Source organism: Candidatus Poseidoniia archaeon (assembly GCA_030748895.1).
Lineage (GTDB): Archaea > Thermoplasmatota > Poseidoniia > MGIII > CG-Epi1 > UBA8886.
The window spans coordinates 40,195-59,093 of sequence record JASMLC010000009.1 but is presented as its reverse complement, the minus strand read 5'-3'; the positions used below and the strand labels follow the sequence as shown (position 1 = coordinate 59,093).

The window sequence follows — 18,899 nt, the reverse complement described above, 5'->3', positions numbered from 1 at the left end:
GCGTGTAGAATTCAACAATCCCGGGAAAGTCGTTGGCGAACCGCTGCAATGCGGAGACCACTTCGTAATATTCGTGGTAATCGTCGAAGAGCACGTCGAATGGGAACGTGTTGGTCCGGTTCAGCGTGTCGTTGCCGCCTTCGGCCGCCGCGAACTGCGCTGGCGCCTGCTCCGCCGGGGCGGGCGCGACGGAGCCGGTGCCCAGTCCGGTCAGCACCATCAGCAGTGCCATCAGCAGCGCAGCCCCCTGTCGCATGGCGGCGCCACCTGCCGGCCGGCTATAATAGTAACCTTGGAGCGCGGCTTTTTGGGCGACGGCCGTTCGGCGGCCGTGTTGCGGTGCAAGGACTGCCCCCACTGGTATGGCGGCGAGGACTACGGTTATGGCAGCTGCCGGCTCAAATTGCGGCGCGAGGAGCAGCGCTTCCTGACCTTCGGCCAGCAGGAGTGCGACGAAGGCGTGGAGGAAGGGGCGGTGGGCGATGGCTGACGCGGCCGCGCCGGTCGCGGTCCACCCCATGGCCGCCGGCGACCTGGAGCTGGCGCGGGCGCTGACCGACGGCGAGGGGTGGGGCAACTCGGCGCGCGACTGGGAGCGGCTGCACGCGCTCGGCGTCGCGCTGGGCGCCGAAGTCAACGGCGTGGCCGCCGGCGTCTGCACCGCGCACGACTATGGCGCGCTCGGGACCGTCGGCAACGTCGTCGTCGCGCCCGAGCAGCGCGGCTGCGGCGTGGGGATCGCGCTGCTCGAGGCGGCACTGGAGCGGCTGGCGGGGTGCCGCGCGGTGCGGGTGCACGCACTGATGCCGACCGCCGGCTTCTATCGCGCACTCGGTTTCGAGGCGGAGGGGATGTCGACCCGCTTCCGGCTCTCACCGGAGATGCACGCGCTGGCGCCGTTCGACGTCGGCAGCGTAGCTGTCGCGCCGGCGCGTGACCGCTGGGAGGAGGTACTGGCGGTCGACGCGGCGCAATTCGGCGCTGACCGCTCCGCGCTGCTCGAGGCGCTCGCGACGGCGGTCCCGAAGGCGGCGCTCGCGCTGGACGGCAGTTACATCCTGGCGAAGGGCGAGGATGCTCTGTTCGAGCTGGGACCGTGGGTGGTCGAACAGGGCTGCCGCGGCTGGCAAACGCTGCTCGAGGCGGCGGTCGCGGCGCTCCCCCGCGAGGCGACGCTGGAAATCATCGTCCCGTCGCCCAACTTCCGCGTCACCAGCCTGCTCGAGGCCCAAGGCTGGGAAGCGGTCGACTACACACTGGCGATGGTGCGCGGCGGTAGCTGGAGCGACGAGGCGAATATCTGCGCACGCGCTGGAGGCGACAAGGGATGAGCCGCGGGCTGCGGCTCTACAACAGCGCCACCCGTTGCAAGGAGCGCTTCGCGCCGGCCGGCGACCCGGTGCGGCTCTACGCCTGCGGGCCGACGGTCTACGCGCCGGCGCATCTGGGGCATGCCAAGAGTTACGTTGCCGTAGATGTGCTGCGCCGCTGGCTCGAATACCGCGGCTACGCGGTGCGCCACGCGCAGAATTTTACCGACGTCGCCGACGAGACTGCGCAGGCGGCGGCGCGCGATGGGCTGCCCGAGCAGGAACTGACCACGCGCTACGAGGCGGAATTCCTGGCGCAGATGGACGCGCTGGGGAACCTGCGGCCGCAGGCGCTGCCGCGCGCTTCCGAGGTCGCCCCCGAGATTGGCGCGCTGGCGGCGCGGCTGCTCGCCGACGGTCGGGCCTACGAGAGCGAGGGCGGCATCTGGCTCTCGGTCGCGCCGGAGCAGCACGGCGCACTGCTCGGAACCGGAATCGAGGCGGCGCTCTGCGAGCCGGCCGACGCGGTCGACTCGGGGCCTAAGCGGGGGCCGTTCGATTTCATGCTCTGGGGGCCGCCGCTCGAGGGCGGCCGGACGTGGTCGCCGGATGACATTGCTCCGGGGCGACCGGGCTGGCACCTGGAGTGCACGCTGATGGCGGCGCACGACCCCGGGCTGCCGCTCGACATCCATTTCGGTGGCGCGGATTTGGCGTATCCGCACCACGAGAGCGAGCTGCTGCTGGCCGACGCGCTGGGCTTGGGCGAATACTGCGGCATGTGGATGCACAACGGACTGATGGAGGACGCGGACGGGAAATTATCGAAATCGCGCGGCGAGCGGCTCTCGCTGACAGCCGTCTTCGACGACTGCCCGCCCGCGGCGCTGCGGTTCTACCTGCTGCAATACCACTACCGCGACTTCACCCCATTCAGCGAAGCGGCGCTGAAGGCCGCCTGCGCCGAGGGCGAAGCGCTGGGCTGGACTGCTGTCGAAGTGCTGACGGCGAGCGGCGACGACGAAAAACCGCATGGCGCTGCGGCAGGCGCCGGAGGCGATGCCACAGTCGCGGCTTCAACAGGAGATGCGCAGCTGGCACGCGGCGACCCCGCCACGGCGCAACTGCTGGCGCGGCTCGAGGCGGGCATGGACGACGACCTGGGCTCGCCGCGGGCGGTCGCGGCGCTGCGCGAGCTTGACGCTATCGCACGCGAGCGGCTCGACGGTAGCGGGCTGGAACCAGTCGCGGCGCTCTACCGCATTTTCCAGCGCGCGCTGGGGGTGTTCCAGTGGCCATCGTAGAGCAGCTTCGGGTCGGGCCGATGGCGAACTTCGCCTACCTGCTCGGCTGCGAGGAAACGCGCGTCGCGGCGCTGGTCGACCCCTGCTTCGAGCCAGAAAAACTGGTCGCCCGCGCCGAAGCGCAGGGATACCGCGTCGAGTGGGTGCTCAACACCCACGGCCACCACGACCACGTCAACGGCAACGACCACACGGTCGAGCTGACCGGCGCGAAAGTGGCGGCGCACCGTAAGGCGGAATTCACCGTCGATCAATATTTAAAACACGGTGACACGTTGCGCGTCGGTGAAATCGCGGTCGAGGTGCTGCACACGCCGGGCCACGCGCGCGATTCCGTCTGCCTGCACGCCGAGGGCAATCTGTTCACGGGCGACACGCTGTTTGTGGGCGAGTGCGGACGCACCGACCTGCCCGGCAGTGACCCGCGTGCGATGCACCGCTCGCTCTTCGAAGTACTGGCCGAAGTCCCGGATTCCGCGGTCATCTGGCCGGGCCACGATTACGGCCCGCGTCCGTCTTCGACGATGGGCGCCGAGCGGCGCGAGAACTACGTGCTCGCGCCGCGGTCGCTCGAGGAATTTGTCGCGTTCATGGCGGAGCCGTAGCGCCGGGGAGCGCCAACGGCTTAAACCAACGGCCGGAGCTCGCGAAGCATGGCGCGCACGTGTCCCCGCTGTAGCACTAGCCTTGAACCGCGCAGCGTCACCAATGATACGTTCGCGATAACCGTGGACGACTGCAAGGATTGCGGAGGGCTCTTCTTGGACCGGGGGGAACTGGCCCGGCTGGCACCCGATAGCGCATCGGTCGAGGAGCTCGCCAGCCAACTATCACGCGAGCCGGAAGCCGGCAAACACGACATTGCGTGCCCCCACTGCACCGGCCAGATGCACCTCACCAGCATCCCTGAACCAGAGGTGCAACTCGACATCTGCGGCGGCTGCCATGGCATCTGGTTCGACAAGGATGAACTGGAGGCATTGCAGAAAACGGACGGAAAGGGAGTGGCCAAGGGTGTGGCAGGCACTGCTTCAGGGTTGAGTCTGTTAACGGACATAGTCCAGATTCTGGCCATGAGCCTGTAGCGCTACGGCTCCCTTGCGGCCAGCCGTTCCTGTAGCGCGTCTGCAACCGTGCCAGCCGGGAGGTGCTGCTCAGTGAGCCAGCCGAACCGCTCGAGCGAGACGGCAACGCCATCTTCAGCGGGCTTGGCCGAAAGCACGCGCGCAAGCGGGATGCGCCAGCCGTCGAGCAGCAGCGCTTCGGGCTCGAGCGCCAGCGAACGCGGCAGCGCCAGATAGCCGACAACGAGCGCCAGCAACGCCAGCGCGGGACGCGGGTCGTTGCCCTGTGCGCGGTCGAGCAGCAACACCAGCAGCGCCGCAGTCGGCATCAGCCAGCCGTAAGCGCCCTTGCGCGTCAGCTCCGCCTGCCAGTCCAGTCGCTGGATAATTGCATCAGCAGCTGGCTTGCGCTGCAATAGCAGCAGGTCGAACAACAGCACTCCACCAAGGGAGAGCTTGAGCAACAGCAACCAGTCAGTCACGCCATGGCCTCCTGCACCAGCGCCCAGACGTCGGCCGCCACCGCTTCCGGCGGCCGCGTCGCGTCGAGGATACGCACCAGCGGGTCGTCACGCAGCGCGAGATAGGCGGCGCGGACGCGCTCGAGGTGGTCGGCGCGCTCGAAGGTATCGGCGACCGAGTGCGAATGGACTCGCTCGAGCGCCTGCTCCACGGGCAGGTCGAAGACCAGCACGAGCACCGGCGCGGGTGCGAAGGAGTTGAGCGCACGGATGCGGTCGGCAGGAATCCCGGCAGCGCACTGGTAGGCGAGCCCCGAGTAGTAGTAGCGGTCCATCAGCACGATTTCGCCCCGCTCGAGCGCCGGCGCGATGCGGTCGGCGACATGCTCGCGCCGGTCGGCGGCGAAGAGCGACAGGATTTCCTCGGCGTCTGCGATGCACTCGCCGCGCAGCACCTGCTTCAGTCGGCTGCCATTCGGGCCGTCGGTCGGCTCCTTCAGCACGACCACCGTATGGCCCGCACCGCGCAGCCGCTCTGCCAGCAGCCGCGCCTGCGTCGACTTGCCGCAGCCGTCGATTCCCTCCAGGTCGATAAGCACGGCGTGGCGAGCCCGCGGCTGCTTATGAGCCATCGTGCGGCGGCGGCCGTCCGCGCGCCAGCGCCAGCTCCTCGACCAGCTGCGGGCTCAGGTTGGGGCGGCAGTGCCAGTGGAAGTGGTCGGGAAACTCGGCGGGAAAGCGGTCAATCAGGTAATTGCCGCGGCCGTAGCGCATATTGCCGTGCTCGCGCAGCGCAGCGCGCATCTCGCGCCGCTCCGCCCGCACCGGCTCCGAATCGTGCGCGAGCCAGAGCAGCAGCGGCAGCCCGCAACCGGGGCAGTCGGTGATGCGCCAGGCGGAATCGCCCGGTGGCAGCGCGCAGAGCTGGCATTCCATGTCTGCTAACCAGCGAGCGCAGCCGGTATATCCCACCTCGGGCTGCCGGCGCCAATGGCAGACTTCAAGGCGATTATCAAGGGCGAGCCGGTCAAGCTGGCCAACTGCTCGCAATGCGCAGCCGAACTCTGGGCACCGCAGGAGCAGGCGACGGTGACCTGCCCCGCCTGCGCCGCTGGCGACGGCGAGGACACTTAGCGCCGAAGGGGAGCTGAAGCATGCAACCGGTCGCGATTACACTTTCCGACGACAAGTATTTAAAAAAATATGCCGACTGGCTGGCGGAAGCGGGCTTCGCCGCCGAGCGCATCGACAGCGTCGCGGAGCTTGAGCGCTATTCGCTGCTGGTGCTCTCGGGCGGTGGCGACATGGCGCCCGGCAGCGGCGCCTTCCGCGGCGACGTGGACGAGTCGCGGCTACGCAATCCGAAGCCGGAGCGCGACGCGCTGGAGCTGGCGCTGCTGGCGGTGGCCCGCGAGCGGCAGATGCCGATCCTCGGCATCTGCCGCGGGCTGCAAGTCCTGAACGTGGCGTGCGGCGGGACGCTGTGGCCTGACATCAGCGACGGCGGTTTCGAGACCGCGGCGCATACCGGAGGGACGCGCGACACCGACGACGTCTACCATCCAGTTACGATGTCCGGGGCCGAGTTCGAGGTCACCAGCCACCACCACGAAGGCGTGCGCGACCTTGGGAGCGACCTCGAGGTCATCTCGCGCGCGGAGGACGGGATGGTTGAGGCGCTGCGGCACCGCAAACTGCCGTGGCTGGGGGTGCAGTGGCATCCCGAGCGCACCGCCGCGGGCGCGGGGCGCAGCCTGATGCAGGAATGGCTGCGGTCGCAATGCTGACCGCGACGCTGCTCGGCTCGGCGCAGGACGGCGGAGTCCCGCAAGCGGGCTGCCGCTGCGCGCATTGCGCCGCCGCGCTGGCCGACCGCGAGTTCGAGCGGCTGCCGGCCTCGCTCGCCCTGCGGGGACCCGACGGGGTGCAGCTCTTCGAAGCGACGCGCGAGCTGGCGCACCAGCTCGCACTGGCTGGCGGCGGAACACCGGCCGCGGTCTGGCTGACGCACGCGCATCTCGGGCATATCGACGGGCTGGGGCAGTTCGGCACCGAAGTGATGGACGCGCGGGGCGTCCCATTCCACTGCTCGCGAGCGGTCGCGGAGCAACTGCGCGCGACGCCCGGCTGGCGTGCGCTCCTCGATGGCTGCCACCTGGAGCTGCGCGAGTGGCGCAGCGGCGAACCGGTCGAGTGCCGGGGTTTCAGCGTCACGCCGCTGCCGGTGCCACACCGCGACGAGCGGAGCGACATGCACGCGCTGCTGGTCAGCGCGAAACGAAAACTGCTGTTCCTACCCGACCATGATGACTGGGGCGCGACGCTGGCGGCGGTCGGCGCCGCCAGCCCGCGCGACTGGTTCCGGCAACTGGGCGCCGACATCGTGCTGCTCGACGGCACCTTCTGGTCCGCGGACGAGCTGCCGCGGCAGGACGCAGTGCCGCACCCGCCGGTGCGCGAAAGCCTTGAGCGGCTCGGCACGCGGCGGAAGGGCGACCCGCGCATCGTCTTCATCCACCTGAACCACACCAACCCGCTCTGCAATCCCGAATCCGCGGAGTCGGCGAAGCTGGCGCGCAGCGGCTGGGAAACGGGACGGGAAGGGCAGACCTTTTCGATTTAGCCCTTGGGCCAGTTGCCGAGCTCGGTGCGGTAGAGTTTCTCGGCGGCGCTGGTGAAACGGTAGTTGCGGTGAATCAGGTCGAGCGTCGCCCTCTCGACCGGGCTGAACCAGCCGGTCCCACGGATGATGGCCATGATTTCCTGCAAGTCGCCGCGCGAGACGCGGCCGTCGCCGTGCCCCGCCACCGCGCCTTCGGCGGCGCAGAGCAGTTCCAGGTCGAGCGGCTTCATGTGCTGGCGGCAACGCGAGCAGTAACCATGGCTGCGCTGGAAAACCCGCCTGATTTCGAACTGGTCGCCACAATTCTCGCAGTCAATCCAGTCGCTCACGGCGGGCAGTTGGCCGGGGTGGGATAAAAACCCGCAGGCGGTTTAGCCGGTTTTAGCTACGTAATAACGCGTAAAGACGCGGAATGTTACCACCCGTATTTCTCGGTTATCTTCAGGCTGGCCTTGATTTTGAGCAGCTTGCGCGCCAGCGGAGCCAGATCCGGGTTGCGTATCAGGATGCCCAGCATCTTCAGCCACGGCAGGTCGGAGTAGTTGCGCCCGTCGTAGATTTCGCCAATCAGGTTCAGGATGCGCTCGTCCAGCGCGTAAATCAGCTTCGACTCGTCGACGAACTGCTGCTGCGTCCACGGCTGCCGCTTCAGGATGCGGTCGTACCACAGGTGCGGCGCCAGCTGTGGGTGCAGCGCCCGGCCGGTGCGTTCCCAGTGCAGGCCGCGTAGTTCGTGGGTGTTGACCGCGTGCGACGGCGGCACCAACTCGCCGCTGCCGAGCGCGTTGCGGATGGCGATGGCGGCGTATTCTCCCGAGAGCATCCCGACATGGACGCCCCCTTTGGTTATCGGGTTCGTGAGCCCGGCCGAATCGCCAACGACGTAGGCGCCGCGCGTCGCGAACTGCGGGATGGGGCCGTCGCGCGGAATCAGCCCCCCGTTCTGCAGGTCGCCCAGGTCGTTGGGGATGCGCTGGTCGGGGTCGACCTGCATCTCGTCTCGGCAGAACTGCTCGAGGCCCGCCTTGGCGCCGTTAGTCGCAACGATGCCGACGTTGAAGACGTCGTCGCGCGGGAAGACCCAGACGTAGCCATCGGCATAGCGCGGGTGGATGTAGAAGTCGAAATAGTCCGTATCTGGAAAATTGACGTCGCTGGTGCGGAACTTGTACTGCAGCCCCGGCAATAGCCGCAGCTTGTCATTACCTTTGAGGCCAACTTGCGGTACCAGCACCGGCACCCGCCCTTCGGCTATCACCAGCTGCCGCGCCTGCGCGACCGGGCCGTCCTTCGAGGCGAGGTTCCAGTGGCCGTTCTCGCGAAGTACCTTCGTGACGCGCACGCCTTCGTGCCGCTCGGCGCCCGCCTTGACCGCGTCGTCGGAGATGGCGCGGTCGAGCCCCCAGCGGTGGATTGAGTAGCCGGGCGACATCAGCCCCACCGACTTGCCGTTGGGCATCCGGATGCGGTTGCCCTTCACTTCACGGATAGCCCAGTCGCCGACCGGGTAGTTCGTGTGCTCGAGCGCGATGCGCCCGAGGCCTTCGCCGCAGTGAATCGGGTCGCCGACCCGCTGCTTGCGCTCGAAAGAGATTACTGAGTGGCCCGCTTCGGCCAGCCGCAGCGCCGCCATTCCGCCGGCCGGCCCCTGCCCTACCACCGCCACGTCATGCATCGGCTGGCGGCAGGCTGCTACGGTTAAAAGCTGATTGTCAAAGCTTGAACCAGTTCCCATGCACTCGAGGAGGGAATTCTTTTTAGGGCCGACAGGCGTGCCCCGGCTCCGTGTCCGGACTCAACTCACTTCCTGAAGACCTCCCGGGGGCGGTCGCATGACCCGCGACCCGCTCCACCTGACCAAGAAGGAGGCGACTCGCGGCTACAACCTGATGAAGGCACTACTGAAGTGGGTCGAGCAGGAGCGGGGCAGCCTGCACCGCATCGCCGAGGAACTGGGCAAGATGCCGCCACTCCAGCGCGAATCGGATGCGGTGGGGCACATCGAGAAAATCGTTGCGCTGCGGCAGAAGAAACTGATTGAGGCGCTACAGCACCTGAAACCCGAAGTCGAGAAGGCGCACAGGAGAGTCCTGGCGGCCGGGCTGGTCAAGGGCGGCGCAACGCGCACTGGCAAGCAGCTCAAGCAGCAGAAAACGGGAGTCGAGTTCGCGTCGGCCGCCTGCGCCGATTGCGATATGGAGCTGCGCACCGGCAGCTACGTCGCGACCTGCAACCACTGCAACATCAAGTTCCACTCCGCCTGCATCTCGCCCATGTTCCAGTGCGGGAAGTGCAACGCCGACCTGTCGCAGTTCCAGGCCGCCTACTGAGAGTCGCGCAGCACCGGCCGCGCTTCGCGGAACGACGGCAGCGTGGTGAGGTCAATCTCCGCCACCGCAATGCCTGCTTCGAGCGCGGGCGCTTCGCCGACGAAGCGCCCGCGCGGGTCGACGATGCACGACTCGCCGCCAAAGGTGAGCGAGCCCTGCACGCCGACGTTGTTGGCGAAAACCCAGAAGCAGGTGGTCTCGATGGCGCGCGCGGGGAGCATGCGATGGAACAGCGGACGCGACGTCGTCGGGCTGGCCGAGATGTTCAGGATAAGCTCGGCCCCGCCGTGCGCCAGCGCCAGCGATTGCACCGGGAAGAATATGTCGTAGCAGACCTGCATCCCGATGCGCCCCAGCGGCGTCTCGAAGACCGGCGTCGCGTCGCCGGCGCCGAAGTGCAGCTTCTCCTCGAACGGCCCGAAATTGGGGAGGTAGCGCTTGCGGTAGTGGCCGATGTAGCCGTCGGGCCCGACCAGCAGCGCGACGTTGTAGAGGCTCTCGCGCCCGCGCTCGACCAGCCCGGCGGCGATATGGACGCCGCTGTCGGCCGCGAGCGCCGCGAGGCCCACCTGCGCCGGGCCGTCGCCCGGGACCGTCTCGGCGACGCGCGCGTAGTCGTCGCGCAGCAGGTATCCCGTCAGGAACAGCTCGGGCAGCACCAGCAGGTCGAGCCCGCCGTCGCACGCCGCCTGCGCCTGCTCCAGCAGCTTGCGTGCCGTCGCGAGATTCGCCTCGACATCGCCAAGTTCCACGGGCGCCTGCGCCACCGCCAGCTGCATGCGCGCGCAGTTGCCGTGTGGTAAAAGGGCTGGGCCACGGCCTCATATCCTGCCGCCGTTCGGCGCGCGATGCGGTTGCCCGCCGACTGTCGCGCCATCATCACCGGCTTCATCCGGCACCGCGTCGCCGACGCCGGGGCTGCGGGCGTCGTGCTCGGGCTTTCGGGCGGCATCGACTCGGCGACCGCCTTGGCCACGGCGGTTGAGGCGCTCGGTGCCGAAGCGGTCCACGGGCTGCTGCTCCCGCACGGCGAGACTGTTTCGACCGGAATGGCGGCGGCGCACGCCGCCGCGCTGGCGGTCGAGACGCGCGAGGTGGACATCGCGCCGCTGGCAAGTGCTTTCGACGACGCGGCGGACTTCTTCAAAACGCGAGAGCAGCAGGGCAACCTGCGCGCCCGCCTGCGCATGGCGCTGCTCTACGGCGCGGCGGCCGAACGCGGGGCGCTGGTGCTCGGCACCTCGAACAAGTCGGAGCTGCTGACCGGCTACTACACCAAGTGGGGCGACGGGGGCGCAGACCTGCTTCCTCTCGGCGATCTCTATAAAAGCCAGGTACGACTGTTCGCTGCCGCCCTTGGCGTGCCCGCAGCCATCCGCGAACGGCCCCCGACGGCCGAGCTGTGGGAGGGGCAGACTGACGAGGGCGAGCTGGGGCTGCCGTACGCGCAGCTGGACCGGCTGCTGGCGGCGCTGGAGCGGCATGACTCGCCGACGGAAATGGCGGCGCGCGGCGTTCCGGAGGCGGATGCGGCGCGCGTTGCGGCACTGGTACAGCGCTCAATCCACAAGCGAATTTTTCCCCCGGTTTGCAAATTGGGGCGCCGCACGGTCGGCATTGACTGGCGCGAGACCACGGGGGTCCGGCACTGACCCGTAAAACCGACTTATAACATATTTCGACGAAGATAAAATAACTACCCCTTTACCGGCATAAATCGTGGAACCTTTACCCTGTTTTCAGCAGGTTCCACCTGTTTTTGTTGCAAAAAAGAGTGGAACATCACCCGAATTTCGTAGTATTCTACAAAATTAGCCTCCCCTGCAACGCTTATATCAGGTAGCCAGAATGCCCCGAACCCATGATTGTAATGGCAAAATACGATGCTATATCTCAGCCACCCTGGGGGGTGGCCTGATGCCAGCCAATCCAGAAGGACTTGGAATTGAAAGGCGTTTTACTGAGGCAGGTGCCGACGCATTCGACGCGCTGGAATGGAAGAAGCGCGACACGCTGATTCGTAACTTCGACGGCACGACCGCTTTCGAGATGCGCGGTGTCAACCTTCCTGTCAATTACAGCCAGACCGCAGCCAACGTGCTGGCGCAGAAATACTTCCGCAAGGCAGGCATCCCGCGCAAGCTGAAAGCGGTAGTCGAAAAGGACGTTCCGAAGTGGCTGCGCCGTTCCGCGCCTGACGAAAAGGCACTGGCGAAGCTGAGCGTCAGCAAGCGCCACCGCGGCGAAAAGGACGGCCGGCAGCTGTTCCGTCGCCTGGCAGGGACCTGGACCTGGTGGGGCTGGAAACATGACTACTTCGCGTCCGAGAAGGATGCGCGCGCGTTCTACGACGAACTCTGTTACATGCTGGCGGCGCAGATGGCGTCGCCCAATTCGCCGCAGTGGTTCAACACCGGCCTCAACTGGGCCTACGGGATTGACGGACCCCCGCAGGGGCACCACTTCGTCAACGCCAGAACCGGCGAGCTGGAGCGCTCGACCAGCGCTTACGAGCACCCGCAGCCGCACGCCTGTTTCATCCAGTCGGTGAGCGACGACCTCGTCAACGAAGGAGGCATCATGGACCTCTGGACGCGCGAGGCGCGGCTCTTCAAGTTCGGCTCGGGTACCGGCTCCAACTTCTCCTCCATCCGCAGCGGCGAGGAGCCGCTCTCGGGCGGCGGCCGCTCATCAGGACTGATGTCATTCCTGAAGATTGGTGACCGCGCTGCGGGCGCCATCAAGTCGGGCGGCACAACTCGTCGGGCCGCCAAGATGGTCTGCCTTGACATGGACCATCCCGACATTGAAGAGTTCATCAACTGGAAGGTCTCAGAGGAAGAGAAAGTGGCCGCACTGGTTGCCGGTTCGCGGCAATTACAGGACCACGCCAACGAAATTCTGGCTGCTATCGTGGCGCACCCCGAAGAGGGAGATAAGCTGGACCAGAAACTGAACCGGGCGCTGGCGCGCGCGGTGCGCTCGGCACTGCGCGACTACGTCCCCGAGACGCTGGTCGCACGCGTGCTCGAGCTGGGCGAGCAGGGCTGGTCCCACCTCGAGGTCACCACGTTCGATACGGACTGGGAGGGCGATGCCTACCAGACTGTCTCAGGGCAGAACAGCAACAACTCGGTCCGCGCCTCCAACACCTTCATGGAAGCAGCGCTCTCCGATGGGGAGTGGCAGCTCTACTGGCGCACCGAGCTTGAGGCGGCGGCGGCCGAAGGGCGCGAGCCAGAGGCGTGCCGTAACCTGCCGGCGCGCGACCTCTGGGACCAGATTTCGCAGGCCGCCTGGTCCTGCGCCGACCCCGGCATCCAGTTCGACACCACCATCAACGAGTGGCACACCTGCGCGCCCGACGGGCCGATTCGCGGGTCGAACCCCTGCTCGGAATATATGTTCCTTGATGACACGGCGTGCAACCTTGCGTCGCTCAACCTCGGCGCGTTTTACGACGAGCGCGAGGGAATGCTGCGACTGGACGATTACCGGCACGCCATCCGGCTCTGGACGGTCGTGCTCGAAATTTCGGTGCTGATGGCGCAATTCCCGTCCGAGGCGATTGCAAAGCGCAGCTACGACTACCGCACCCTCGGCCTCGGCTACGCCAATATCGGCTCGCTGCTAATGCGCATGGGGATTCCCTACGATGACGAGCGCGCGCTCGCGATTTGCGGCTCGCTGACCGCCATTCTCGGGGGGGCGAGCTACGCCACCTCGGCCGAGATGGCACGCGTGAAGGGGCCGTTCCCGCGCTACGAGCAGAACCGCGACTGCATGCTGCGGGTGATGCGAAACCACCGCCGTGCGGCGTGCAACGCCCCGGCCGACGAATACGAAGGACTGACCGTGAAGCCGCTCGCGATTGACCCCGCTTACTGCCCGGAATACCTGCTCAACAGCGCCCGCTCAGCGTGGGACGAGGCGGTGGCGCTGGGCGAACGGCACGGCTACCGCAACGCGCAAGTCACGGTGATTGCGCCGACCGGCACCATCGGCATGCAGATGGACTGCGATACCACCGGTATCGAGCCCGACTTCGCGCTGGTGAAACTCAAGACACTGGCGGGCGGCGGAATGCTGCGCATCATCAACCAGTCGGTGCCGCTCGCGGTGGAACGGCTCGGCTACGACGAGGCGCAGCGCGACGACATCATCCGCTATATGCTCGGGAACGGCACGCTGGTGGAAGCACCGGACGTCAACCGCGAATCGCTCAAACGCAAGGGGCTCTCGGGCGAGGTCATCGACCAGCTCGAGCAGGCGATTCCCACCACGACTTCGCTGAAGATGCTGGTGACGCCGCTGCACATCGGCGAAGAATACTGCCTCGAGAAGCTCGACGTTACGCAGGAGCAGGTCACCAGTCCCGCCTTCGACCTGCTCGAACACCTGGGCTACGAGACTGATGAAGTGCAGGCGGCCGACGACTACGTCTTCGGGCGACTGACGGTCGAAGGCGCGCCACACTTCAAGGAAGCGCACCTCGCCGTCTTCGACTGCGCCAACCGCTGCGGACGCTACGGCACCCGCTCTATTTCGTGGCACGCGCACGTCCGCATCATGGCGGCCGCGCAGCCGTTCATCTCGGGCGCCATCTCGAAGACTATCAACATGCCACATAAGGCGACAGTCGCCGAAATCAGTCAGGCCTACGAGGAATCATGGCGCACGATGAACAAATCCATCGCACTCTACCGCGACGGCTCCAAGCTGAGCCAGCCACTGATGTCGGGCACCAGCCTGACGGTCGCGCTGGCTGAGGACGAGGAGCTACTGGCAGAAGGCCTCGTCTCGGCCGAGAAAGCGGTCGAAATCATGGCCGACGCGCTGCCGACGCCCGACGCGCACCAGATTGCGCGCAAGGTAGTGACGCGCTACATCGCGCAGCGGCGGCGGCTCCCCGAGCGCCGTACGGGGTACATCCAGAAGGCCAAGATTGGGGGGCACACGGTCTACCTCCACACTGGCCAGTACGAGGATGGCAGCCTCGGCGAAATTTTCATTGACATGGCCAAAGAAGGAGCAGCCTTCCGCAGCCTGATGAACTGCTTCGCGGTCGCCATCAGCCTCGGGCTACAGCATGGCGTCCCGCTCGAGGAATTCGTTGATGCCTTCGTCTTCTCGCGCTTTGAGCCGCTCGGCCCGGTGCAGGGCAACGAACGCATCAAGATGGCGACCTCGATTATCGACTACCTCTTCCGCGAGCTGGCCATCAACTACCTCGGCCGCTACGACCTCGCACACGGCGTCACCGAGGATGACCTGCGCCCCGATGCCCTCCGGTCGGTCGCTGAAGACGACCTCGAAGATGCCGCCAGCGAGCGCTCCCCGCACGGCGAAGCGTCGGGCGACCAGCACGAAATCCAGATGACGCTCGACGACATGGGCAACCCGCCCGACCCGAGCCTCGACCCCGGCCCGCTAACCCCCGGCGCGACCGGTGACCTGCGGCAGGCGAGTGTCACGGAGGCGGTTCGTATGGGCTTCTCGGGCGACCCGTGCCCCGACTGCGGCCAGTTCATGCTGGTCCCCAACGGCAACTGCTTCAAGTGCACTGGGTGTGGAGCCACTACGGGCTGCTCGTAGAACGGCTTAAACCTAATAACGCACCACTACTGCCGCCTCAATGGCGCTGTCCGACACCGTGGGTGAGAAGCTGAAGCAGTTCGAGCGCTACAACAACAGCGAGCTGCGCCGCATGGAGCTGCCGGGCGGCTTCCCGTTCGCGGTTACCGGCCGGCTGGTCTCGGGCGCCATCGGCTTCGCGGTCATCATCATCATCCTCGCGATTTCGTTCCAGTCGGCGGCCAACTCGGTCGCGGTTTCCGGCATCGGCGGCGGCTCGACTGGCTTCGAGGCGGACGTCGCGACCAACAACACCTCCGGTCCCAGCAAGAGCGGAACGCTCAACGACGAGGGTGACAGCGTGCCGTTCGGGGTCGACGCCGGGGAGGGCGAGTGGGACTTCGCGGGCGAAATGCGGCTCGCCTCGGTCGACGTAACCGTCATCTGGACCACGGCGGCCTCGATTGGCGATATCGGACAGCCCACTGTGTCGCTGCAGGTCACTACCGGCAATTTTTCTGAAACCGCACAGGGCACCGGCTTCGACGGCTCGGTGACCATTACCATCCCCGTGACCGTGCTGGGTGAGACCGTTTCCGGCTCGGCGGATTCGGTGGAGGAATTCATCGCCTCTTTCGAGGCGGCGGGGCCACCGGTTTCGGGCGTAATCACCTACGAAGACGACGCCAACCCGAGTCCCATCAAGGACGAACCGCTCGACTACACGCTGACCTGCACGCTCGTCAACTGGGAGCTGCAGAACATCCGCGAAGTCTCGGACCTCTGATGCAGTCGGCGGCGGACAGTGGCAACCTGCTCTTCACCGACGAGTACAAGCGCGCACTCGAGAAGGCATCGTACGGGATAGTCGGCAACCACTCAGCCGTCGAAATCTGCGGCTGGACCCGCAAGGGAATGCAGGAGGACTCGGCAGGCTGCTACAAGCAGAAGTTCTACGGCGTCCGCTCGCACCAGTGCACGCAGATGACCCCCGCGGCGGTCGCGTGCGACCAGAAGTGCGTCTACTGCTGGCGGGTCAACGAGATGTTCTCGGGCCAGCAGGACTTGATGAAGCAGGCGCACGACGAGCCGGCCGATATCGTGCAGGGGTCGATTGAGGCGCACCTGCAGAAGCTCTCCGGCTTCGGCGGCAACCCTGACATCGACCGGCGCAAATTCGAGGAGTCGTTGACGGTGCGCCACTTCGCGATTTCGCTGACCGGCGAGCCGACGCTCTACGAACAGCTACCGGAGATGCTGCGCGAGCTGCGCGCGCGCAGCATCTCGTCGTTCCTCGTCACCAACGGCCTGCACCCGGAGATGATTGAACGGCTGCGCGACGAGGATGCACTGCCGACGCAGCTCTACGTTTCGCTCGACGCGCCCGACGCAAAGACGTGGAAGAAGATTGACGTCCCGCTGCTGCCCGACTACTGGGAGCGGGTCACCCGCACGCTCGACCTGCTCGACGGGCTGGAGACGCGTAAGGTGCTGCGGATGATCGTCGTCCGCGACTGGAATGATTTCGACGTTCCCGGCTATGCGGCCCTCGCGCGCCGCACCGGCGCGCGGACGATGGTCGAAGTGAAATCATACATGCATCTCGGCCCGGCGCGCAAGCGACTCGGGCAGCACAACATGCTCGAGTGGCCTGAAATCAGGGCGTTTGCGCAGGAGCTGGCGGGCGAGCTGGGGTGGCAGGTCATCGACGAGGCGCCGAACAGCCTGATTGCGCTCGTCTGCGAGGAGGACTACCCCGGTCGCGTGATGGACTTCGGCGACCCCATTACAGGGCATCTGGAGCCGGAATTCAGTTGTTGAAGAACGCGCAACCGTCTTAACCGGCGGCTGGCGGTGCGCCGTCGTGGACCCGCTCAAGGGCATCGAGCGCACCTTCACGACCCACGTCGGGCCGGACGCGGTCGAGCGGCTGATGGCGACCGTCACGCCGCTGCCGGTCATCCTGATTGCCGGCGACCAGCTGACCGGAAAGTCGACGCAGGCGCGGATGCTGGCCGGCCACTACAGCGGCGTCTGCCGCTCGGTCGGCGGGCTCTTCCGCGAGGCGGCTGCCCGCCGCGGAATCTCGGTCGCCGAGCAAGCGCGGCGGCTGCTGACCGGGCGCGGGATTGATGTCGAAATTGACTACGCCACCTGCGAGTGGATTGGCGGCGCAGGGCTCGAGGGAAGCATGGCGGTCATCGAGGGGCGGCAGCCGGGCTGGCTCGGCGGCTTCATGTCCTCTTTGGGTAAGGAGAACATGGCGCGGCTCTACTTCCGCTGCTCACGGCGCGAACAGGCGGTGCGGTTCCTGAAGCGCGAGCTGGGCGAGGACGCCGGTCGGCTGGCGCGCGACACACTGCCGCCGGGCGAGCCGGAGTCGCTTGCGGCGCTGGCCGAGGCGGTCGCGGCGCTGAAGCTCGAAGGGGCGACCGACGCGGCGGCGCAGCTGCGCGACAACACGCGCCGCGACGAGGACGACCGGCAGCGCTACCTCGAGCTTTACGGTTTCGACTACCGCGACCCGGCCGGCTACGACCTCATCGTCGACACCGACGGCAAGCAGCCTCCCGACGTGCGCGACGAAATCCTGCAGCGGCTGGCGCAGCTGGCTCCGCTCTGGGCAACGCTGTGACTGGGGGATTTGCGACCGCTGATGGCGGTCGCAAATCTATAAACCCGGGGTAACTGCGCATCGTGGACCTCTCCTCCAACGAACAGAAAGTGCTCCGGGCGCTCGCCGCTGGCGAGCTGTCGCCAGCGGCGGCGGCCGAGGCGGCCGGCCTCGGCGAGCAGGAAGCGGTCTCGGCCGCCTCATGGCTGCGCACCAAGGAGCTGGCCGAAATCGAGGAAGTGGCGACCGAGCTGGTCGGGCTGAACGAGGAAGGACGGCGCTACGCGGCTGAGGGCTTGCCCGAACGGCGCGCGATTGAGTGGCTCAACGAGCACGGCGCCGCGACCGCCAGCAAGCTCGCCGACGGCCCGCTCACCGCCGACGAGGCGCGCATCGTGATTGGGTGGCTCAAGCGCAAGCAGTGGGCGTGGCTCGAGAAGAGCGACGACGGCGTGATGCTGACCCCCGCACGGGACGACGCACCGGAAGGGGCGGACGAGCCGCTGCTGCAGCAGCTGGCAGACGGCGCGCAGCCGGTCGACAGCCTCGACCCGCAGGGACTGAAGCTGCTGCAGGGGAGACAGATTCTCGAGCGCAGCCAGCAGGTTGCGCGGACGCTGCGCATCACCGAGGCGGGGCGCATGGCGCTCGACGAGTTGAGCGGCGAGGAGCTGCTGGGCGAGGTGACGCCCGAGATGCTGCAGTCAGGCGGCTGGCGCGAGGGGCGCTTCCAGCGCTACGGCCTCGAGACGCAGACCGAGTCGGCGCAGCAGGCGACGCTGCACCCGCTGACGCGCTTCACCGAGGAGATTCGCGGCATCTTCCTGCAGATGGGCTTTACTGAAATCGAGGGCGACTATGTCGAGTCGGCGTTCTGGAACATGGACGCGCTCTTTATCCCGCAGGACCACCCGGCGCGCGAGCTGCAGGACACTCTGTATCTGGACGACCCGAAGTCATTCCTGCTCGATGACGAAGAGGCGGTCGCGGCGGTCAAGGCGGTCCACGAGACTGGCGGCGACACCGGCTCGACCGGCTGGCGCTACGACTGGTCGCGCGAGGTCGCCCAGCAGGCGCTACTGCGGACGCACACAACGGTCAGCACCATCCGCTACCTGTCGGAGCACCCCGACCCGCCGGTGCGGGTCTTCGCCGTGGGGCGCGTCTTCCGGCGCGAGGCGGTCGACGCGACGCACCTGCCGGAATTCACGCAGGTCGAGGGCATCATCATGGAGGAGGAGGCGAGCTTCGGGATGCTGATTGGCGTGCTGAAAGAATTCTACCGCCGCATGGGCTTCCCCGACGTCCGCGTGCGCCCCGCCTACTTCCCCTACACCGAGCCGTCGATGGAAATCGAAGTAAAATTCGGCGACCGCTGGCTCGAGCTGGGCGGCTCCGGCATCTTCCGCCCCGAGGTCACCGCGCCCTTCGGCATCGATACGCCGGTGCTGGCGTGGGGGCTGGGGCTCGAGCGGCTGGCGATGCTGCGGCTCGGCCTCGATGATATCCGCATGCTCTACCAGTCCGACCTGGAGTGGCTGAAGACTGCGCGCTGAATCCTTAAATACGTCCCCGGGTGCGGCGCGAAGTCCGTAGGAGGGGCGCTGCCCCGCACACTA

Annotated in this window: 22 protein-coding genes; 15 read left to right on the top strand and 7 right to left on the bottom strand. The window is 66.9% G+C overall.

The window, feature by feature from the left end; all coding sequences use genetic code 11:
• Positions 1 to 256, bottom strand: a 256-nt coding sequence (locus tag QGG57_05100; GenBank protein MDP7007545.1) for a hypothetical protein, incomplete at its 3' end; no start/stop codon positions are given.
• A 75-nt stretch (positions 257 to 331) separates the two neighbouring features.
• Here QGG57_05100 and QGG57_05095 point away from each other — a divergent pair.
• The 5 genes from QGG57_05095 to QGG57_05075 are packed head-to-tail and all read left to right on the top strand — an operon-like array spanning position 332 to position 3,699.
• Positions 332 to 490, top strand: a complete 159-nt coding sequence (locus tag QGG57_05095) for a hypothetical protein (GenBank protein MDP7007544.1) — start codon at positions 332 to 334, stop codon at positions 488 to 490.
• On the top strand, positions 483 to 1,331 hold the full coding sequence (locus QGG57_05090; GenBank protein MDP7007543.1) for a GNAT family N-acetyltransferase: 849 nt from the start codon (positions 483 to 485) through the stop codon (positions 1,329 to 1,331). The genes QGG57_05095 and QGG57_05090 overlap by 8 nt, the downstream gene beginning before the upstream one ends.
• On the top strand, positions 1,328 to 2,614 hold the full coding sequence (locus QGG57_05085; GenBank protein MDP7007542.1) for a hypothetical protein: 1,287 nt from the start codon (positions 1,328 to 1,330) through the stop codon (positions 2,612 to 2,614). Before QGG57_05090 ends, QGG57_05085 begins: the two co-directional genes overlap by 4 nt.
• Positions 2,602 to 3,219 carry an MBL fold metallo-hydrolase gene (locus tag QGG57_05080; protein ID MDP7007541.1) on the top strand — a complete coding sequence of 206 codons (618 nt, stop codon included), beginning with the start codon at positions 2,602 to 2,604 and terminating at the stop codon, positions 3,217 to 3,219. The genes QGG57_05085 and QGG57_05080 overlap by 13 nt, the downstream gene beginning before the upstream one ends.
• A 48-nt stretch (positions 3,220 to 3,267) precedes the next feature.
• Positions 3,268 to 3,699: a zf-TFIIB domain-containing protein gene (locus QGG57_05075; protein ID MDP7007540.1), complete on the top strand. Its 432-nt coding sequence runs from the start codon at positions 3,268 to 3,270 to the stop codon at positions 3,697 to 3,699.
• Between the two features lie 2 nt (positions 3,700 to 3,701).
• On the opposite strand, the gene QGG57_05070 is transcribed toward QGG57_05075, so the two are convergent.
• Genes QGG57_05070 through QGG57_05060 form a run of 3 tightly spaced genes read right to left on the bottom strand, consistent with a single transcriptional unit; the run spans position 3,702 to position 5,075 of the window.
• The gene (locus QGG57_05070; GenBank protein MDP7007539.1) at positions 3,702 to 4,160 is read right to left on the bottom strand and encodes a hypothetical protein; all 459 of its coding nucleotides are present in this window, start codon (positions 4,158 to 4,160) and stop codon (positions 3,702 to 3,704) included.
• Positions 4,157 to 4,738: a dTMP kinase gene (gene tmk, locus QGG57_05065; GenBank protein ID MDP7007538.1), complete on the bottom strand. Its 582-nt coding sequence runs from the start codon at positions 4,736 to 4,738 to the stop codon at positions 4,157 to 4,159. Before tmk ends, QGG57_05070 begins: the two co-directional genes overlap by 4 nt.
• 22 nt (positions 4,739 to 4,760) lie before the next feature.
• Complete coding sequence (locus QGG57_05060) at positions 4,761 to 5,075, bottom strand: hypothetical protein (protein ID MDP7007537.1); 315 nt, start codon at positions 5,073 to 5,075, stop codon at positions 4,761 to 4,763.
• Positions 5,076 to 5,129: 54 nt separating this feature from the next.
• Between QGG57_05060 and QGG57_05055 the strand changes: the two genes are divergently transcribed.
• The 3 genes from QGG57_05055 to QGG57_05045 are packed head-to-tail and all read left to right on the top strand — an operon-like array spanning position 5,130 to position 6,762.
• On the top strand, positions 5,130 to 5,273 hold the full coding sequence (locus QGG57_05055; GenBank protein ID MDP7007536.1) for a hypothetical protein: 144 nt from the start codon (positions 5,130 to 5,132) through the stop codon (positions 5,271 to 5,273).
• A gap of 20 nt (positions 5,274 to 5,293) precedes the next feature.
• Entirely contained in the window at positions 5,294 to 5,926 is a 633-nt protein-coding gene (locus tag QGG57_05050) for a gamma-glutamyl-gamma-aminobutyrate hydrolase family protein (GenBank protein ID MDP7007535.1), read from the top strand.
• Positions 5,905 to 6,762: an MBL fold metallo-hydrolase gene (locus tag QGG57_05045; protein ID MDP7007534.1), complete on the top strand. Its 858-nt coding sequence runs from the start codon at positions 5,905 to 5,907 to the stop codon at positions 6,760 to 6,762. The genes QGG57_05050 and QGG57_05045 overlap by 22 nt, the downstream gene beginning before the upstream one ends.
• Here QGG57_05045 and QGG57_05040 read toward each other — a convergent pair.
• Both QGG57_05040 and QGG57_05035 read right to left on the bottom strand, forming a co-directional pair.
• Positions 6,759 to 7,091, bottom strand: coding sequence for a hypothetical protein (locus QGG57_05040; protein MDP7007533.1), 333 nt, complete (start codon positions 7,089 to 7,091; stop codon positions 6,759 to 6,761). The two genes, QGG57_05045 and QGG57_05040, sit on opposite strands and share 4 nt — an antisense overlap.
• A gap of 86 nt (positions 7,092 to 7,177) precedes the next feature.
• Positions 7,178 to 8,437, bottom strand: a complete 1,260-nt coding sequence (locus QGG57_05035) for an NAD(P)/FAD-dependent oxidoreductase (protein MDP7007532.1) — start codon at positions 8,435 to 8,437, stop codon at positions 7,178 to 7,180.
• Between the two features lie 157 nt (positions 8,438 to 8,594).
• On the opposite strand from QGG57_05035, the gene QGG57_05030 reads away from it, so the two are divergent.
• Positions 8,595 to 9,092, top strand: a complete 498-nt coding sequence (locus tag QGG57_05030) for a hypothetical protein (GenBank protein ID MDP7007531.1) — start codon at positions 8,595 to 8,597, stop codon at positions 9,090 to 9,092.
• Here the strand turns inward: QGG57_05030 and QGG57_05025 are convergent.
• A complete protein-coding gene (locus QGG57_05025; protein MDP7007530.1) occupies positions 9,086 to 9,871 on the bottom strand; it encodes a carbon-nitrogen hydrolase family protein in 786 nt (261 codons plus the stop codon). The genes QGG57_05030 and QGG57_05025 overlap by 7 nt on opposite strands.
• A 69-nt stretch (positions 9,872 to 9,940) precedes the next feature.
• On the opposite strand from QGG57_05025, the gene QGG57_05020 reads away from it, so the two are divergent.
• The 6 genes from QGG57_05020 (at position 9,941) to QGG57_04995 (ending at position 18,836) form a co-directional block, all read left to right on the top strand.
• Positions 9,941 to 10,744: an NAD+ synthase gene (locus QGG57_05020; protein MDP7007529.1), complete on the top strand. Its 804-nt coding sequence runs from the start codon at positions 9,941 to 9,943 to the stop codon at positions 10,742 to 10,744.
• A gap of 265 nt (positions 10,745 to 11,009) precedes the next feature.
• Positions 11,010 to 14,687: a vitamin B12-dependent ribonucleotide reductase gene (locus QGG57_05015; GenBank protein ID MDP7007528.1), complete on the top strand. Its 3,678-nt coding sequence runs from the start codon at positions 11,010 to 11,012 to the stop codon at positions 14,685 to 14,687.
• Between the two features lie 40 nt (positions 14,688 to 14,727).
• Positions 14,728 to 15,453, top strand: coding sequence for a hypothetical protein (locus tag QGG57_05010; GenBank protein ID MDP7007527.1), 726 nt, complete (start codon positions 14,728 to 14,730; stop codon positions 15,451 to 15,453).
• Positions 15,453 to 16,487 carry a 4-demethylwyosine synthase TYW1 gene (gene twy1, locus QGG57_05005; GenBank protein ID MDP7007526.1) on the top strand — a complete coding sequence of 345 codons (1,035 nt, stop codon included), beginning with the start codon at positions 15,453 to 15,455 and terminating at the stop codon, positions 16,485 to 16,487. The genes QGG57_05010 and twy1 overlap by 1 nt, the downstream gene beginning before the upstream one ends.
• A 43-nt stretch (positions 16,488 to 16,530) precedes the next feature.
• The gene (locus QGG57_05000) at positions 16,531 to 17,301 is read left to right on the top strand and encodes a hypothetical protein (GenBank protein ID MDP7007525.1); all 771 of its coding nucleotides are present in this window, start codon (positions 16,531 to 16,533) and stop codon (positions 17,299 to 17,301) included.
• Between the two features lie 62 nt (positions 17,302 to 17,363).
• Positions 17,364 to 18,836: a phenylalanine--tRNA ligase subunit alpha gene (locus QGG57_04995; protein ID MDP7007524.1), complete on the top strand. Its 1,473-nt coding sequence runs from the start codon at positions 17,364 to 17,366 to the stop codon at positions 18,834 to 18,836.
• Positions 18,837 to 18,899 lie beyond the last annotated feature (63 nt).

Excerpts from the sequence above, each read along its gene's own strand:
- QGG57_05090 (MDP7007543.1), top strand. The coding sequence starts at position 483 with ATGGCTGACGCGGCCGCGCCGGTCGCGGTCCACCCCATGGCCGCCGGC.
- QGG57_05085 (MDP7007542.1), top strand. The coding sequence starts at position 1,328 with ATGAGCCGCGGGCTGCGGCTCTACAACAGCGCCACCCGTTGCAAGGAG.
- QGG57_05075 (MDP7007540.1), top strand. The coding sequence starts at position 3,268 with ATGGCGCGCACGTGTCCCCGCTGTAGCACTAGCCTTGAACCGCGCAGC.
- QGG57_05060 (MDP7007537.1), bottom strand. The coding sequence starts at position 5,075 with ATGGAATGCCAGCTCTGCGCGCTGCCACCGGGCGATTCCGCCTGGCGC.
- QGG57_05055 (MDP7007536.1), top strand. The coding sequence starts at position 5,130 with ATGGCAGACTTCAAGGCGATTATCAAGGGCGAGCCGGTCAAGCTGGCC.
- QGG57_05050 (MDP7007535.1), top strand. The coding sequence starts at position 5,294 with ATGCAACCGGTCGCGATTACACTTTCCGACGACAAGTATTTAAAAAAA.
- QGG57_05045 (MDP7007534.1), top strand. The coding sequence starts at position 5,905 with ATGGCTGCGGTCGCAATGCTGACCGCGACGCTGCTCGGCTCGGCGCAG.
- QGG57_05035 (MDP7007532.1), bottom strand. The coding sequence starts at position 8,437 with ATGCATGACGTGGCGGTGGTAGGGCAGGGGCCGGCCGGCGGAATGGCG.
- QGG57_05030 (MDP7007531.1), top strand. The coding sequence starts at position 8,595 with ATGACCCGCGACCCGCTCCACCTGACCAAGAAGGAGGCGACTCGCGGC.
- QGG57_05025 (MDP7007530.1), bottom strand. The coding sequence starts at position 9,871 with ATGCAGCTGGCGGTGGCGCAGGCGCCCGTGGAACTTGGCGATGTCGAG.
- QGG57_05020 (MDP7007529.1), top strand. The coding sequence starts at position 9,941 with ATGCGGTTGCCCGCCGACTGTCGCGCCATCATCACCGGCTTCATCCGG.
- QGG57_05015 (MDP7007528.1), top strand. The coding sequence starts at position 11,010 with ATGCCAGCCAATCCAGAAGGACTTGGAATTGAAAGGCGTTTTACTGAG.
- QGG57_05010 (MDP7007527.1), top strand. The coding sequence starts at position 14,728 with ATGGCGCTGTCCGACACCGTGGGTGAGAAGCTGAAGCAGTTCGAGCGC.
- twy1 (MDP7007526.1), top strand. The coding sequence starts at position 15,453 with ATGCAGTCGGCGGCGGACAGTGGCAACCTGCTCTTCACCGACGAGTAC.